Origin of the sequence: Mycobacteroides chelonae CCUG 47445, from assembly GCF_001632805.1 — a bacterium.
GTDB lineage: Bacteria > Actinomycetota > Actinomycetes > Mycobacteriales > Mycobacteriaceae > Mycobacterium > Mycobacterium chelonae.
In genome coordinates, this window is record NZ_CP007220.1 from 2,098,924 (window position 1) to 2,114,559 (window position 15,636).

A 15,636-nucleotide genomic window follows, 5' to 3' on the forward strand; every position below is an offset into this window, starting at 1 on the left:
TCAGGACGCTGCGGGGGTGCCTAGCACCATGCTGCCCACGCTGCACTCCTGCAGCTCCGGAACGGCGACGGCCGCGGTGAATGCCACGGTATCGCCGAAGCCCTGGGCGCATGCACCCAGGCCCATGGCCGTGGCGGCCAGATAGATGGTCTGCATGAGAACACCGACGTGCTTGAGGATGGCCGAGTAGGCGACCTGTTCGTAGGTCCACATCACTCGGCCGGCACGCGCGCCCATCACCAGCAGCACCTGTGGTTCGGCGCCCCCCTCAAGGGTTGCGGAGGTCGATTTCAGCAGCTGCTTGACGGCGGTGGAGCCGGCGTCGGCCACCGGTCGCAGAACGTGCTCGAAGGAGTCGTAGTGGTACATGCCGGGTGCCAGTCCGGCGACGTTGCGCACCACCGGGTACAGCTCCAGCTCGTACACACTGCCGCCAGAGGGATAGGGGCGCGACAGCAGTTCTTCGCCTTCGTTTTCCGAGCGGGCACCACGGGTACGGGCCGTGCGATACAGGAGCTCGGAAAGCTGTTCGAGGGTAATGGGGTTGGCGTCATCGAAGGCCCGCACCGAGATCCGGTCTTCGATGACGGCGGTGAGGCTGGGGTCTTGCGTGCGTAGGGTCGCCAGATCCGGGGCGGGCAGCGCGACCGGGCTTCCCGGATAGTTGGGTTTGCGCGCCGCCGGCTGCGGGAACTTGCCCTTCGCCCATTTCGTGGGACCGAAGTGATCCCAGGTGACGGTGCGCTCGCCCAGGGTGCTGCGTCGGTGGAACCACAGATCCGCTGCGCTCCAACTGATCGAGGTGAACTCGTGGTTCTCTTCGTCACTGTTGGAGACGAGGAATCCACCCCAGCGCAAATCCGCCAGGAACCGCGCGATGAGATCCTCGCCCAGGTCGGAGGGAGGACCTGCGGGGCCGTCGAGCAAGGGAAGCAGACGTAGATCATGGATGCGGATATCACACCAACCGCGCGGATTTTCGAGTACGTATCCGCGTGAATCACGATGCAGCACCGAGAATTTCGACAGATGAACGGCCGATGGTGTGGCATCTTCGGGCTGCGGCCCGGGGAACCCGAAACACTGGATGGCATAGAGGTCGTGCGCGTCGTCACGGACCGTCAGCGAAAGCCAGCCGCCTTCGAGTAGCCGCCCGATGAGTGCCTCGATGGCGTCGCTATCGGAATCGGTTACCAGTTCCGATAGAGTCGCCTGCCCGCTGTTGAGAGTCTTCAGCACGCGCCGCTGTTGCTGCGACAGCCCGGTGAGTTTTTCGTTGCGCGGCGGGTTCAGGAGTATCCCGCCCGCGGCTGTGACGAGGCACGTTGCGCCGTCGCGTAGCGCGAACCGGGTCCCAGCGGGGTAGGTGAGAGCGGACAACGGAAGCCTTCCAGGAACGTAAGCCCACGCCGAATGCGTATGCGTTTCACGACGATCATAAGGAACCCCGGTAAGGTATCCCTAACTCGGGCTCCCTTTGCTGGGAGGGAGGGTAGCTGTCGGGGGCTTGGATGCGTGAGTTACTTGCACCGCGGACTTAATGTGCGACCTGACAGACAAGCATGCTCAGCCATCCGGCCGATGGTGCTAGATGAAGCCGAAAGTGCCCAGTACGCTGAGCATCCAGCGAATGTTCGAACGATGAGGAGTGCTCGATGAATTTCGGCGATTTCCAGCTCCAGTTCTATGCCGCGGGTGCGCTCGGAAAGGTGTCAACCCTTCCCTTCACCTTTGCCGAACTGGAGAGCCGCGCGGAGCAAACGCTAGGCGAGGGAATCTTCGGCTACGTGCGTGGTGGCGCCGGTGATGAGCACACCCAAGACGCCAATGCCGCTGCACTGCGCCGGTACGGGCTGGTGCCCCGGATGTTGCGAGATCGCACGGCCAGAGACATGTCGACCTCGTTTCTGGGGCGCGAACTCACCAGTCCACTGTTCATCTGCCCGGTGGGTGTGTTGGGTGCGGTCCGCGACCGCGGCGATCTGCTCACGGCGGCCGCGGCCCGGGACCTCGATGTACCCGCCATGTACTCGACGCTTTCGTCGGCCACCCTGGAAGAGGTCGCGGCCGAGCGCGGCGATTCATACGGAATCTTCCAGCTGTACCCGTCATCGGATGCCGAGCTGACCGACAACTTCGTCCGGCGTGCCGAGGCGGCGGGGTACGACGCTCTGGCGGTGACCCTGGATACCGGCACGCTGGGATGGCGTCCCCGTGATCTCAAACACGGTTATCTGCCGATGCTGCACGGACATTGCCTGGCCAACTACACCTCCGATCCCCGATTTCTCGAGATCGCGGGCGTGCGTTCCGCAGGGGAACTGACGCCGATGCACGCGGGCCTGGTGTGGGCGTCGCTGTTCAGCCATCCCGGGCTCACCTGGGCGGATATCGATCACTATCGAGAACTGACCAAACTGCCGATCATCCTGAAGGGCATCTGCGATGTCGACGACGTTCGGCAGGCGGTAGATCGCGGCATCGATGCCATTGCCTACTCCAATCATGGTGGGAGGCAGGCGAATGGGGGAGTGCCGGCCATCGATGGTCTGGCCGCGGCCGTCGAAGCGGCCGGCCCGGTTCCGGTGACCTTTGACTCCGGCGTCCGTGACGGTATCGATGTCTTGCGCGCTGTCGCCCTCGGTGCCAGCCTGGTGGGCGTGGCCCGGCCGTACGTGTACGGGCTGGCGCTGGATGGAACCAACGGCGTCAAACACGTGATCCAGTCGCTACTGGCAGAAGCCGACCTCACCATGGCGGTGAACTGCTATCTTTCGCTCAACGAGTTGGCGGTGCAGCGTCTTCCTTGATGCACGGTAGCTGAGTGGGGGGTTAGTGATTCAGGAGTGGCCTCAGGAGCCCATCCCGTATCCGGGATACCCGGTGCCTGCCCCCACACCGAGTCGGTGGGCGACAGTCACGATCATCGTGGCCGGCGTGATCGCCTTGCTTGCCCTGGGCGGGTGCGGATTCCTGGGCTGGAAACTGGCGGGCGATCGACGCGAAATGCCTTCCGAATCGGCGGAAGTGCATACCGCCGGTAGCCAAGCACTCGAGGCGGCTCGGGCGTTCGCGACGTTGTTGACGAACGTCGACTACCGGGAACTGGATCGAAGCACAGCCCAGGTACTCGAGAATTCCACCGGAGACTTCAAGAACGCCTACGCCAAATCCAGTGCCGATCTGCGTCAAACGATGGTTCAGAACAAGGCGAAGGCCACCGGCTTGGTGGTCGAATCGGCGATCCAGTCCGGATCTGCCACACAGGTCACCGTGTTGCTGTTTATCGACCAGTCGGTGACGAACGTCGCATTGTCGGAGCCTCGTCTAGACCGGAGCCGGGTGCGGATGACGATGGAGAAGGTCGACGGTCGCTGGTTGACAAGCAAGATCGACCTGCTGTGAACGAATATCCGGCGCCCTATGCCGTGCCGCCCGGTGGCCAGCTGCGGATCGCATTCGCCAGTGTGATGGTTGGCGTGGCGGTGGTCGCGTTGTGCGCGTGTGGCCTATTGGGCTGGAAGTTGTTCCACGACGGACCCATCGTGGCGAGTCAGCACCGTGTTCACGAGCTGCGTGAGCAGGGCCGGACGGCAGCCGAGCTGGTGACCGTGACGGTGACGTCGATCGATTCGGGCAACGTCGACGAGAGCTTCGCGAAAATCCTTGAACTCAGCACGGGTGAGCTCAGGGACCAGTTCGCGAAGGGCTCCGTGCAGTTGCGTCAGCTGCTGATTGACAATCACGCCACCGCGACCGGCACGGTGCTCGCGTCCGCGGTGCAATCCGACACCCTCGACACGCCCGAGAAGAAGGTGGTCGTTTTGTTGATGGTGGATCAGGCGATCACCAACAGCCAACTTCCCGATCCGCGCATCGACAAGTCCCGAATGAAAGTGACCATGGAGCTGATTGACGGTCGCTGGCTCGCGAGCAGACTCGAATACGTTTAGCTGCCAACGAATAGCGAGTTAGCAACAGTGCTTGATCGGGGCCACCGGGGCGGAGCTGTGGTCAGTGTCGGTGGCATCGAGGAAAGCACCGAGAAACGTATCGAGGTCCACCCGTCGGCCACCGACCCAGGTGCCCTTGATGCTGATTTCCTCGGTGAGTCGTGCGGGATCAATTCCGTACGGATCGTGGGACAGTTCGACGAAATCGGCGAGCTTGCCGACAGCGATGGAACCGATGAGGCGGTCTCGTTGCAGTGTGCGAGCCGCGTTGATGGTCTGCGCACGCAGCGCTTCATCGAGGGTGATGGCCTGTTCGGCGCCATGGACGTTGCCGGCACGTGTGCGCCGGGCCGTCACCGTCTGGATGTTTGTCAACGGAGAGGGCGGTGAGACGGATCCGTCGTTGTGCAGCGACACGCACGCCCCTGAGGCGACCGCATCGGCGAAGGGCTGCCACTGGCTGCCGTGCTCGTGGTCGAAGATGTGGCCGTCCAACAGATCTCCCCAGAAGTAGTACTGGAAGGGCGACATGGAGACGTGTACACCCAGCCGGGCGGCACGGTCCAGCTGGGCGCGGGTGGCACCTCCGACGTGTTCGAGCCGCCACCGGTGATCGGTGCCGAGCAAGCCGTGTCGCTGTAGTGCTGCCTCATAGGCATCGAGTGCCAGCTCCACGGCAAGGTCACCGTTGGAATGGAATGCCATCTGCCAACCCAGGGGCGCGGCCTTGTCCAGGATGACATCGAGCTGCTGGCGGGAGTAGTTCAACGAACGTGTTCCGCCTGCGGTAGTCGGGTCGATGGCTGCCCTTCGGGTCGCATCCGAGTCGACGTAGGGGAACGACGTCGCGCCCGTCCCGACCCACACCGCGCCGTCGGTCCACAGCTTGACGCCGGTCTTACGTAGCATATCCTCGTCGACCGTGAATTCCTCTGATTCGGTATAAGTTTCGGTGGTAGACATCTCCCACAGACTGACCCGAAGTGGGCATGAAGGAGCTGCGGCGAGTGCCTCGTAGGCGGGCTTGAGCTGCCGGTCGTAGGACATGTCCGAGGCTGATGTGTATCCCGCGCGGGCCATCGCCGAGAAGAACAGTGCGGCCGAACGCAGGGGATTGCCCATTCCGGCAATCAGCGGTGCCAGTACCTCGGTGAGTACGGGAACCTCGAATCCACGTCCGTTGAGACTGCCGTCGGTGTTGCGCTGGTAATGCCCGCCCACCGGGTCTGCCGGCGGGGCTCCGTCCCAGCCGTGCAGCTTCATCAGTGCTGTGCCGAAATAGATTCCATGTCCGGAGTTATCGGTGATGGCGGCGACGCGATCATCGAAGATCTGGTCCAGCTCACGGGCATCCGGTGCGGGGTGTTCGTGTAGGAGTGCGTCGAATCCGCTGAAAATCAATGGTTCTGATGGGTCGGTCTCGGCGAGCGCCGCGTGAAACGCGGCGACGACGTCATCCCAGCTCTGGGCCTTCCAAGGGGCGATGGAGCGCACGGGAGCTTCGGTGATGACACCGCTCATGAACGGATGTCCGTGTGGCTCAACGAAACCAGGTAGAAGGGCGCCTGCCCCGGTGCTGATCACCCGGGCACCGGGGAGCGCCGAGGTGCATTCCGCGAGCGATCCCACCGCGACGATGCGGTTTCCCGATACCGCGATGGCCTCGGCGCGGGGCCGCTCATCGTCCATCGTGATCACGGTGGCGGCCGTCAGGATGATGTCAGACATGTTGTTCCCTCGTTCCTTATCTTCCTCGCGGTCTTCGTTGTGCGGCATGGGTTATCGCCTCCGGGCCTGCGGTGCGTGCCAATGGAATCGGAGCGCAACTATGCGCAGCCCGAATGCGCCTAACGCCGCAGCCATTCCGGTGAGATCGGAGTAGATGCCGAAATGGATCAGGAATGCGGTGATGCTGGAGCCGAGCATGGCGGGGATGGCATAGAGCTCGCTGTCCGGCCGCAGCAGGATCGGTGTCTCGCCGGAGAGCAGGTCGCGGATGACTCCGCCTCCGATGGCGGTGAGCGCACCCAGGAGTGCGGCCGAAGGTGCGGAAAGCCCGCTATGGGCCGCGATGGCGGTGCCTGTCACGCAGAAGACCGCGAGTCCCAAGGCGTCGGTGATGTGCAGGGGCCAGCCGGTAAGCCGGGCCGGAGGCTGCCACAGGAAAACCAATCCCGCTGCGGCAAGCGCGATCCCGATATGGGAAAAACTCGTGAATGCCGCCGGCGGGTGTTGTCCGATGATCAGGTCACGGATTACCCCGCCGCCGATCGCCGTCACCATGGCAAGCACCGCGAGCCCGACGATGTCGAACTTCTTCTCGACGGCGACCAGAGCCGCTGACATCGCAAAGGCCAAGGTGCCCAGGTAATCAAGGACCACATGGCTGATCGACACCAACGAATGCAGTTCGGCCGAGTTCGTCATCAGCGCCACGGCCGTCAACTCGGATTCCTTCCACCAGGCGAAGCCGGATCAGAATCCTATTCGGTGCGGAGGCGTTCCGGTGCGTGTCTGGAACTAGCCCCCGAACCGTGGTCCGCGCCGTCGCAGGTATCGCTCGAACTCGGCAGCCAGGGCGTCGCCGTCGATCTTGCTGAGAATCTCGGTGGTATCGACCTCGGCGTCGCCACGTTCCTCGAGCGACTGGACGTACTCGGCAATCTCTTCGTCCTCGGTCGTCATCTCGGAGACGGCCTGCTCCCACTCCTCGGCCTGTTCGGGCAGATCTCCGAGCGGCACCTCGACATCCAGCACGTCTTCGACGCGCTGGAGCAGCGCGACGGTCGCCTTTGGATTGGGGGGTTGCGATACGTAGTGCGGTACCGCGGCCCAGAAGGCTACGGCCGGTATGCCGGCGTTCACACAGGCGTCCTGGAACACCCCGGCGATACCGGTGGGCCCCTCATATCGGGTCTCCTCCAGGCCGAAGAATTTCGCGGCATCGGGGGAGTAGGCGGTACCGCTCACGGGCACCGGCCGGGTGTGTGGAGTGTCGGCCAATAGTGCACCCAGGATCACCACGGTCGAGACGTTAAGACGGTCTGCGATGGCCAGTAGGCGGTTACAGAAGGTGCGCCAGCGCATGTTCGGTTCGGCACCGTGCATCAGCACCACGTCGCGCTGCGAGCCGGGTGGCGAACAGTAGGAGATATGCATGCCCGGCCACTCCAACTCGCGGGTGACACCCTTGACCAGCCGTACGACGGGACGATTGACCTGGTAGTCGTAGTAATCCTCATCGTCGATGGTCATCAACGGAGTGGCTTGCCAGGTGGTGTCCAGGTGCTCCAACGCAGCGCTGGCGGCATCTCCGGCGTCGTTCCAGCCCTCGAATGCCGCAACCACCACCGGGTCGCGCAGCACGGGTAGGCCGTTCTGGGCGGTCTCCGACTGGGTCACGGTGCCAGCGTAAGCCCTGCGTGACGGGGACGAGCTGCGGCTGGCGGAGAATGGATTGGATAGCCGGATCACATTGTTGATATGACCGCCGCTAATAAAACCCGCACGACACCGCAGACAAACTAGGCGTTCGCACGACCGTCGAGTGACGACGTAGACTCGATCCGGTCGAGAGGCGTTGCAACGGTTCCGGATCACAGCCCGTGACCGCCACGCTCGGCAGAGTTAAGGACGCCTTCCGCTCTGGAAGGAATGCACGTGACCAATCTGCAGCCGAATGTCCGACCCGACTGCACGGACGCGCTGACCACTGCTCTCGAACAGCGGATCTTGGTAATCGACGGCGCGATGGGTACGGCGATCCAGCGCGACAGGCCCGACGAGGCCGGATACCGCGGCGCTCGGTTCGCCGACTGGCCGAGTGACCTCATCGGCAATAACGATCTGCTCACTCTGACGCAGCCGCACATCATCGAGGGCATCCACCGTGAGTATCTCGAGGCAGGTGCAGACATCCTCGAGACCAATACCTTCAACGCGAACGCGGTATCGCTGTCCGACTACGGCATGGAAGAGCTGAGCTACGAGCTGAACTATGCGGGTGCCGCGCTGGCCCGGGCGGCCGCCGACGACTACAGCACCCCTGCGAAGCCGCGCTACGTCGCCGGAGCGCTGGGGCCGACCACGCGGACCGCGTCGATTTCACCGGACGTCAACGATCCCGGAGCCCGCAACGTCTCGTACGACCAGCTGGTCGCCGCCTATCTTGAAGCAGCCAACGGGCTGGTTGACGGCGGTGCCGACATCATCCTCGTGGAGACCATCTTCGACTCGCTGAACGCCAAGGCAGCGGTGTTCGCCGTGGAGACGTTATTTGAGCAGCGTGGGCGTCGCTGGCCGATCATCATTTCGGGCACCATCACCGACGCGTCCGGACGGACGTTGTCCGGCCAGGTCACCGAGGCATTCTGGAACGCGATCCGGCACGCCAGGCCCATCGCGGTGGGCCTCAACTGCGCCCTGGGCGCCCCGGAGATGCGGCCCTACATCGCCGAGATGTCGCGCATTGCTGACACGTTCGTCTCCTGCTATCCGAACGCGGGTCTGCCCAACGCCTTCGGCGAGTACGACGAGTCTCCCGAGCGCCAGGCCGGCTACCTTGCCGAGTTCGCCGAGGACGGCCTGGTCAACCTGGTCGGTGGGTGCTGCGGGACGGCGCCCGCGCATATCGCTGAGATCGCCAAGGTTGTCGAGGGCATGACGCCGAGGCAGCTGCCGCACGTGCCGGTGGCCACCCGGCTGTCGGGCCTGGAGCCGCTCAACATCACCGACGACTCTCTGTTCGTAAACATCGGCGAGCGCACCAACATCACCGGTTCCGCCCGGTTCCGCAACCTGATCAAGGCCGAGGACTACGACACGGCGCTGTCGGTCGCCCTGCAGCAGGTCGAGGTCGGTGCGCAGGTCATCGACATCAACATGGACGAGGGCATGATCGACGGCGTTGCCGCGATGGATCGGTTCACCAAGCTGATCGCGGCCGAACCCGACATCAGCCGCGTCCCGGTGATGATCGACTCCTCCAAGTGGGAGGTCATCGAGGCGGGTCTGAAGAACGTGCAAGGCAAGCCGATCGTCAACTCGATCTCCATGAAGGAGGGCGAGGAGAAGTTCGTCCGCGAAGCGCAGCTGTGCCGCAAGTACGGCGCCGCCGTCGTGGTGATGGCCTTCGATGAAACAGGTCAGGCTGACAACTTGGAGCGTCGTAAGGAGATCTGCGGGCGCGCCTACCGGATCCTGACCGAAGAGGTCGGTTTCCCGGCCGAGGACATCATCTTCGATCCGAACTGCTTCGCGCTGGCGACGGGTATCGAGGAGCACGCGACGTATGGGATCGACTTCATCGAGGCCTGCGCCTGGATCAAGGAGAACCTGCCCGGGGTGCACATCTCTGGCGGTATCTCGAACGTGTCGTTCTCGTTCCGCGGCAACAATCCCGTCCGCGAGGCCATCCACGCGGTGTTCCTGTTCCACGCCATCAAGGCCGGTCTGGACATGGGCATCGTCAATGCCGGCGCACTGGTGCCCTACGACTCGATCGACTCCGAGCTGCGCGAGCGCATCGAGGACGTCGTCCTGAACAGACGCGCGGACGCGGCAGAACGGCTCCTGGAGATCGCCGAGCGGTTCAACAGCACGGAGAACTCGGGCGGAGGAGACGATCGAGCCGTTCAAGAGTGGCGCAGTCTTCCTGTGCGCGAACGGATTACGCACGCTCTGGTCAAGGGAATCGACGCCCATGTCGATGACGACACCGAGGAGTTGCGCGCCGAGATCGCCGACGCGGGCGGTCGCCCCATCGAGGTGATCGAGGGTCCACTGATGGACGGCATGAACGTCGTCGGCGACCTCTTCGGTGCGGGAAAGATGTTTCTGCCGCAGGTGGTGAAGTCGGCCCGGGTGATGAAGAAGGCCGTCGCGTATCTGCTGCCCTTCATCGAGAAGGAAAAAGAAGAGTCCGGCGCTGCAAAATCCAAGGACACCAACGGCACCATCATCATGGCGACCGTGAAGGGCGACGTCCACGACATCGGCAAGAATATCGTCGGAGTCGTCTTGCAGTGCAACAACTTCGAAGTGATCGACCTCGGTGTGATGGTGCCCGCCCAGAAGATCCTGGACGCGGCGAAGGAGCACGACGCCGACATCATCGGGTTGTCCGGCTTGATCACCCCGTCGCTGGACGAGATGGCCAACTTCGCCGTCGAAATGGAACGCGAAGGGCTCCAGATCCCGCTGCTGATCGGTGGCGCGACCACCTCGCGCGCACACACCGCGGTAAAGATCTCACCACGGCGCAAGGGCCCGGTGGTCTGGGTCAAAGATGCCTCGCGTTCCGTTCCCGTCGCCGCCGCGCTCCTCGATGACAAGCAGCGGCCAGGACTGCTGGAGGCCACCGAGAAGGACTACGCGTCGCTTCGCGAACGGCATGCACAGAAGAACGAGCGGCCGACGCTGACGCTGGAGAAGGCCCGCGCCAACCGGACGCCGATCGAGTGGGACGGATACACGCCGCCCGCGCCCGTCATAGGGATTGGGGTTCGGGAGTTTCTGGACTACGACATCGCCGAGCTGCGCGAGTACATCGACTGGCAGCCGTTCTTCAACGCCTGGGAGATGAAGGGCCGGTTCCCCGACATCCTCAACAACCCGGCGACTGGCGAGGCCGCGCGCAAGCTATACGACGACGCCCAGCAGATGCTGGACACCCTGATCAAGGAGAAGTGGCTGACCGCCAATGGGGTGATCGGCTTCTTCCCCGCGAATGCGGTGGGTGATGACATCGAGGTCTACACCGACGACACTCGCACTGAGGTGCTGACCACGCTGCATAACCTGCGTCAGCAGGGTGAGCACCGCGACGGCATCCCGAACCGGTCGCTGGGCGACTACATCGCGCCCAAGGACACGGGCCTGGCCGACTACGTCGGCGCCTTCGCGGTCACCTCGGGGCTCGGCAGCCAGGACAAGATCATGGAGTTCAAGGCGGATCTGGACGACTACAGCGCGATCCTGCTGGAGTCGGTCGCCGACCGGCTGGCCGAGGCTTTCGCCGAGCGGATGCACCAGCGGGTCCGCAAGGAGTTCTGGGGCTTCCAGCCTGATGAGCAGCTGGACAACGAGGCACTCATCGGCGAGAAGTACCGGGGAATCCGCCCGGCACCCGGTTACCCGGCCTGCCCGGAACACACCGAGAAGGTGACACTGTTCGACCTGATGGACGTCACGAAGCGGACCGGCATCGAGCTGACCGAATCGATGGCGATGTGGCCCGGCGCCGCGGTCAGCGGCTGGTACTTCTCGCACCCGCAGTCGCAGTACTTCGTGGTCGGCCGGTTGGCCCAGGACCAGGTCGCCGACTATGCCAAGCGCAAGGGCTGGACCCTGCAGGAAGCGGAGCGCTGGCTCGGCCCGAACCTCGGATACAACCCTGAGGACTGAGCACCGGCGTCATGGGCAGCAGGCGACCTCTGACAGAATTGGTCGCATGCGCGCGGTGCTGTGGGACATGGACGGCACGCTCATCGACTCGGAGAAGCTCTGGGATATCTCGATGGCCGAAACGTGCCGCAGGCTGGGCGGCGAGATGACCCCCGAGCTGCGTACCGCGCTGCTCGGCGGATCCGCCGAGGCCACCATGAAGATGATGTTCGCAGCGTTCGGGCTGGAGCCGGACCCCGAGCTGATGGCCCGCGAGAACGACTGGCTGCACGAGTACACCGGCGAGCTCTTCGAAACCAATCTCACCTGGTGCGATGGCGCCCAGGACATGCTCGCGCAGCTCGCCGCCGAGCAGGTACCCATGGCACTGGTGACCAACACCATCAGATCACTCACCAACCAGGCGCTCAAGACCATTGGCACACAGTGGTTTTCCGGAACCGTATGCGGCGACGAGGTGGTGCGCACCAAACCGGCCCCCGACCCGTACTTGCGGGCTGCCGCGCTGCTGGACATAGATCCGGCCGATTGCCTGGCCATCGAGGACTCGGCGACCGGTGCCGCCGCGGCCGAGGCGGCGGGTTGTGTGGTGCTGGTGGTGCCCAACCATGTCGAGGTGCCCGCCGGCGACCGGCGCAGGCACGCCGCCACGTTGTCGGGTCTGTCCGCGGCCGACCTGCGGCGTGCCCACGCGGATGTGCTGACCGCCACCACGTGCAAACCCATATGACTCACCAGGCGGGGTCGTGACAGAATCGCCACCCGTGAAGACCTTCGACGAGCTGTTCGCTGAGCTCAGTGATCGCGCCAAGACCCGGCCCGAGGGGAGTGGCACCGTTGCCGCCCTCGATGCGGGGGTGCACACCCTGGGCAAGAAACTGCTCGAAGAGGCGGGTGAGGTGTGGCTGGCCGCTGAACACGAGAGCGACGAGTCGCTTGCCGAAGAGGTGAGCCAGCTGCTCTATTGGGCACAGGTGCTGCTGATCGCCCGCGGTCTGACTCTTGACGACGTCTACCGGAAGCTCTGACATGACCAGTACGAACGGCGTCCCCAAGGCTCTGCGCGTGGCCGTCCCCAACAAGGGCGCGCTCAGCGAGGCCGCATCGGAGATCCTGTCGGAGGCCGGCTATCGGCGGCGTGGCGACGCCAAGGATCTGACCGTGCTCGACCCGCAGAACGACGTCGAGTTCTTCTTCTTGAGGCCCAAGGACATCGCGATCTATGTCGGCTCGGGCGAGCTTGATCTTGGTATCACCGGTCGTGATCTGATGATGGACTCCGATGCGCCGGTGATCGAGCGGTTGGCGCTGGGATTCGGTGGTTCGACCTTCCGTTACGCCGCACCCGCCGATCGAGACTGGACGATTTACGACATCGCCGGCAAGCGGATTGCCACTGCCTACCCCAACCTGGTCCGAAAGGATCTGGCCGCCAAGGGGATCGAGGCCGAAGTCATTCGTCTGGATGGTGCCGTCGAGATATCCATCCAGCTGGGTGTGGCCGATGTGATCGCCGACATTGTCGGTACCGGCCGCACCTTGCGTCAGCACGGTCTGGCGCCCTTCGGGGAGTCGCTGTGTGATTCGGAAGCCGTGCTGATCGAGCGGGAGAATGCCGATCCGGCAACGCAAACCGCGCGCACGCAGCTGAGCACTCGCATCCAGGGTGTGGTGTTCGGCCAGCAGTATTTGATGCTCGACTACGACTGCCCGCGCGAGGTTCTGGATGAGGCGCTCAAGGTAACGCCCGGACTGGAATCACCGACGCTGGCCCCGCTGGCCGACGAGAAGTGGGTGGCGGTGCGTGCCCTTGCGCCACGCAAGGGGGTCAACACCACCATGGATGCGCTTGCCGCGATCGGCGCGAAGGCCATCTTGGCCTCCGAGGTCAGGTTCTTCCGGGCCTAGTTTTCCCGGGTTTCCTGGGCTTTCCCGGATTCCATCGCGAGCGGCGTCGGCTCGGCCTAGCATGGCCCTATGGCGCTGCACGTCCTCGTTTATAGCGATGACATCACGGTCCGGCGCAAGGTAATTCAGGGAATCGGCACCCGGCCTGATTCCGCCCTGCCGCCGCTGGAGTTCGTCGAGGTAGCCACCGGGCCCATGGTCATCGAACGCCTGGGTGCGGGCGGTATCGACTTGGCCGTCCTGGATGGTGAGGCGACGCCCTTCGGCGGGATGGGTGTGGCCAAGCAGGTCAAAGACGAGGTCGACGCTCCGCCGCCGATCGTCGTTCTGACCGGTCGTCCGCAAGACAGCTGGCTGGCGAGCTGGTCTCGTGCCGAGGGCGTGGTGCCGCGGCCGATCGATCCCATGCGACTGACCGCGACGGTTATCGACCTGCTCGGTTCGGCTGCCGCTACACGCCGCTGACGTCAGCCTTCCCAGGCTCTTCGGCTCAGTACTTAATTGCGCAAAACACCGTCAAACGGTGGCATGGATCCAGCGCCAACCGATAGTGTGTTTGTTAGGTCACATCTGTACTGGTCGGCAGCCCTCGACCACAGACAGCACTGACACGGCAACGTTGCCGATCCAGCACAGGGACCCGATCGATCGATTCGGGAGGCTGGTCTGCCATGGATGCGTATGTGCCGATCTTGGTACTCGGCGCCATTGCGGTGGCCTTTGCCGTTTTCTCCATTGGGATTTCATCGTTTGTCGGTCCACGTCGATACAACCGGGCCAAGCTTCAGGCCTACGAGTGTGGCATCGAGGCCACCCAGCATTCGATGGGCCGTGATCATCATGGCGCCGCATCCGGCGGACATCGGGTGCCCGTCAAGTACTACCTCACCGCCATGTTGTTCATCATTTTCGATATCGAGATCGTCTTCTTGTATCCGTGGGCCGTCCATTTCGGCGCCCTCGGACTGTTCGGACTGCTCGCAATGGCCCTGTTCATCGTCAACGTGTCGGTGGCGTACGCCTACGAATGGAGGCGCGGTGGCCTGAGCTGGGATTAGCCCCTATGCGATTGGTGGGGCGACGCGGAAGTCCTTGCAACATCACGAATAAGCACACCTGTCGGGAGAGCCATGGGTCTTGAGGAAAAACTGCCTAGCGGATTTCTGCTGAGCACCGTCGAGACGCTGGCGGGATACGTGCGCAAAGGTTCGTTGTGGCCGGCCACCTTTGGATTGGCCTGCTGTGCCATCGAGATGATGTCCACGGCGGGCCCGCGATTCGATATCGCCCGCTTTGGCATGGAGCGTTTCTCGGCGACGCCACGGCAGGCCGACCTCATGATCGTGGCGGGCCGGGTGAGTCAGAAGATGGCTCCGGTGTTGCGACAGATCTACGACCAGATGGCTGAACCCAAATGGGTGCTTGCCATGGGAGTCTGCGCATCATCCGGCGGCATGTTCAACAACTACGCCATTGTCCAAGGTGTCGATCATGTTGTCCCCGTGGATATCTACCTTCCAGGATGCCCGCCGCGTCCGGAGATGCTGCTGCATGCGATCTTGAAGTTGCACGAGAAGATTGGGCAGATGCCGCTCGGGGCCAACCGGGAGGAAGTCATCCGTGAGACCGAGGCCGCCGCGCTTGCCGCGACACCGACCATCGAGATGAAGGGTCTGCTGCGGTGACTGGCGACGATCAGAGCTCGGGTGAGGTCATCGGGGTACGGCATGGGCTCTTCGGGGTCCGGGGCAGCGGCGACACCTCGGGCTACGGTGGGCTGGTTCAGTCGATCTCCTTGCCGGCGAGTTCGAATCGCCCGTACGGCGGGTACTTCGACCAAGTCGTCGACCGGCTGGAATCGGTTCTGGCGGAGCAGGAACACCTCACCTACGAGGATGCTGTCGAGAGTGTTGTCGTCTACCGCGATCAGCTCACGATCCACGTGAAGGCCGAACATCTGGTGCAGGTCGCCCAGTCTCTGCGAGATGATCCGCAGCTGCGTTTCGAGCTCTGTCTGGGTGTCAGTGGTGTGCATTACCCCGAGGACACCGCGCGGGAACTGCATGCCGTTTACCCACTCATGTCGATCACATGGAACCGCCGGATCATGCTCGAAGTGGCTGTACCTGATGGTAATCCGCATATCCCGTCGCTGAACGCCGTGTACCCGACCACTGACTGGCATGAACGCGAAACGTACGACTTCTTCGGCATCGTCTTCGACGATCACCCCGCGCTGACCCGAATCGAAATGCCCGATGACTGGGAAGGTCATCCTCAACGCAAGGACTATCCACTCGGTGGTGTGCCGGTCGAGTACCACGGGGCCACCATTGCGCCGCCCGATCAGCGGAGGTCCTACAACTAATGA

15 protein-coding genes are annotated in these 15,636 nt (G+C 63.5%); 11 read left to right on the plus strand and 4 right to left on the minus strand.

Going from position 1 to position 15,636, the window contains the following annotated elements:
- Nucleotides 1-1,380: a SagB family peptide dehydrogenase gene (locus BB28_RS10400; RefSeq protein ID WP_046253459.1), complete on the minus strand. Its 1,380-nt coding sequence runs from the start codon at nucleotides 1,378-1,380 to the stop codon at nucleotides 1-3.
- Nucleotides 1,381-1,655: 275 nt separating this feature from the next.
- Here BB28_RS10400 and BB28_RS10405 point away from each other — a divergent pair, with 275 nt between their 5' ends.
- The 3 genes from BB28_RS10405 to BB28_RS10415 are packed head-to-tail and all read left to right on the plus strand — an operon-like array spanning nucleotide 1,656 to nucleotide 3,953.
- Entirely contained in the window at nucleotides 1,656-2,810 is a 1,155-nt protein-coding gene (locus BB28_RS10405; protein WP_046253460.1) for an alpha-hydroxy-acid oxidizing protein, read from the plus strand.
- A gap of 25 nt (nucleotides 2,811-2,835) precedes the next feature.
- A complete protein-coding gene (locus tag BB28_RS10410) occupies nucleotides 2,836-3,405 on the plus strand; it encodes a hypothetical protein (protein WP_052740203.1) in 570 nt (189 codons plus the stop codon).
- The gene (locus BB28_RS10415; protein ID WP_046253461.1) at nucleotides 3,402-3,953 is read left to right on the plus strand and encodes a hypothetical protein; all 552 of its coding nucleotides are present in this window, start codon (nucleotides 3,402-3,404) and stop codon (nucleotides 3,951-3,953) included. The genes BB28_RS10410 and BB28_RS10415 overlap by 4 nt, the downstream gene beginning before the upstream one ends.
- Before the next feature lie 18 nt (nucleotides 3,954-3,971).
- Here the strand turns inward: BB28_RS10415 and BB28_RS10420 are convergent, their stop codons facing one another.
- The 3 genes from BB28_RS10420 to BB28_RS10430 form a co-directional block, all read right to left on the minus strand.
- On the minus strand, nucleotides 3,972-5,681 hold the full coding sequence (locus BB28_RS10420) for an amidohydrolase (RefSeq protein WP_046255727.1): 1,710 nt from the start codon (nucleotides 5,679-5,681) through the stop codon (nucleotides 3,972-3,974).
- A 51-nt stretch (nucleotides 5,682-5,732) separates the two neighbouring features.
- Nucleotides 5,733-6,380, minus strand: coding sequence for a trimeric intracellular cation channel family protein (locus tag BB28_RS10425; RefSeq protein ID WP_109550607.1), 648 nt, complete (start codon nucleotides 6,378-6,380; stop codon nucleotides 5,733-5,735).
- 93 nt (nucleotides 6,381-6,473) lie between these two features.
- Nucleotides 6,474-7,427: a PAC2 family protein gene (locus BB28_RS10430; RefSeq protein WP_371258725.1), complete on the minus strand. Its 954-nt coding sequence runs from the start codon at nucleotides 7,425-7,427 to the stop codon at nucleotides 6,474-6,476.
- Between the two features lie 186 nt (nucleotides 7,428-7,613).
- On the opposite strand from BB28_RS10430, the gene metH reads away from it, so the two are divergent.
- The 8 genes from metH to BB28_RS10470 all read left to right on the plus strand — a co-directional run bounded on the left by metH (nucleotide 7,614) and on the right by BB28_RS10470 (nucleotide 15,633).
- Nucleotides 7,614-11,357 carry a methionine synthase gene (gene metH / locus BB28_RS10435; protein ID WP_075874200.1) on the plus strand — a complete coding sequence of 1,248 codons (3,744 nt, stop codon included), beginning with the start codon at nucleotides 7,614-7,616 and terminating at the stop codon, nucleotides 11,355-11,357.
- A 46-nt stretch (nucleotides 11,358-11,403) separates the two neighbouring features.
- Complete coding sequence (locus tag BB28_RS10440; RefSeq protein WP_046253465.1) at nucleotides 11,404-12,087, plus strand: HAD family hydrolase; 684 nt, start codon at nucleotides 11,404-11,406, stop codon at nucleotides 12,085-12,087.
- Nucleotides 12,088-12,103: 16 nt separating this feature from the next.
- Complete coding sequence (locus tag BB28_RS10445) at nucleotides 12,104-12,385, plus strand: phosphoribosyl-ATP diphosphatase (RefSeq protein ID WP_005061184.1); 282 nt, start codon at nucleotides 12,104-12,106, stop codon at nucleotides 12,383-12,385.
- A 1-nt stretch (nucleotide 12,386) separates the two neighbouring features.
- Nucleotides 12,387-13,265 (plus strand): ATP phosphoribosyltransferase, encoded by an 879-nt coding sequence (gene hisG / locus BB28_RS10450; protein ID WP_046253466.1) that lies wholly within the window; start codon nucleotides 12,387-12,389, stop codon nucleotides 13,263-13,265.
- 69 nt (nucleotides 13,266-13,334) lie between these two features.
- Nucleotides 13,335-13,730: a hypothetical protein gene (locus BB28_RS10455; protein ID WP_046253467.1), complete on the plus strand. Its 396-nt coding sequence runs from the start codon at nucleotides 13,335-13,337 to the stop codon at nucleotides 13,728-13,730.
- A 206-nt stretch (nucleotides 13,731-13,936) separates the two neighbouring features.
- Entirely contained in the window at nucleotides 13,937-14,323 is a 387-nt protein-coding gene (locus BB28_RS10460) for an NADH-quinone oxidoreductase subunit A (RefSeq protein WP_046253468.1), read from the plus strand.
- 72 nt (nucleotides 14,324-14,395) lie between these two features.
- Nucleotides 14,396-14,950: a NuoB/complex I 20 kDa subunit family protein gene (locus BB28_RS10465; protein ID WP_030095574.1), complete on the plus strand. Its 555-nt coding sequence runs from the start codon at nucleotides 14,396-14,398 to the stop codon at nucleotides 14,948-14,950.
- Nucleotides 14,947-15,633 (plus strand): NADH-quinone oxidoreductase subunit C, encoded by a 687-nt coding sequence (locus BB28_RS10470; protein WP_046253469.1) that lies wholly within the window; start codon nucleotides 14,947-14,949, stop codon nucleotides 15,631-15,633. The genes BB28_RS10465 and BB28_RS10470 overlap by 4 nt, the downstream gene beginning before the upstream one ends.
- Nucleotides 15,634-15,636: the final 3 nt, after the last annotated feature.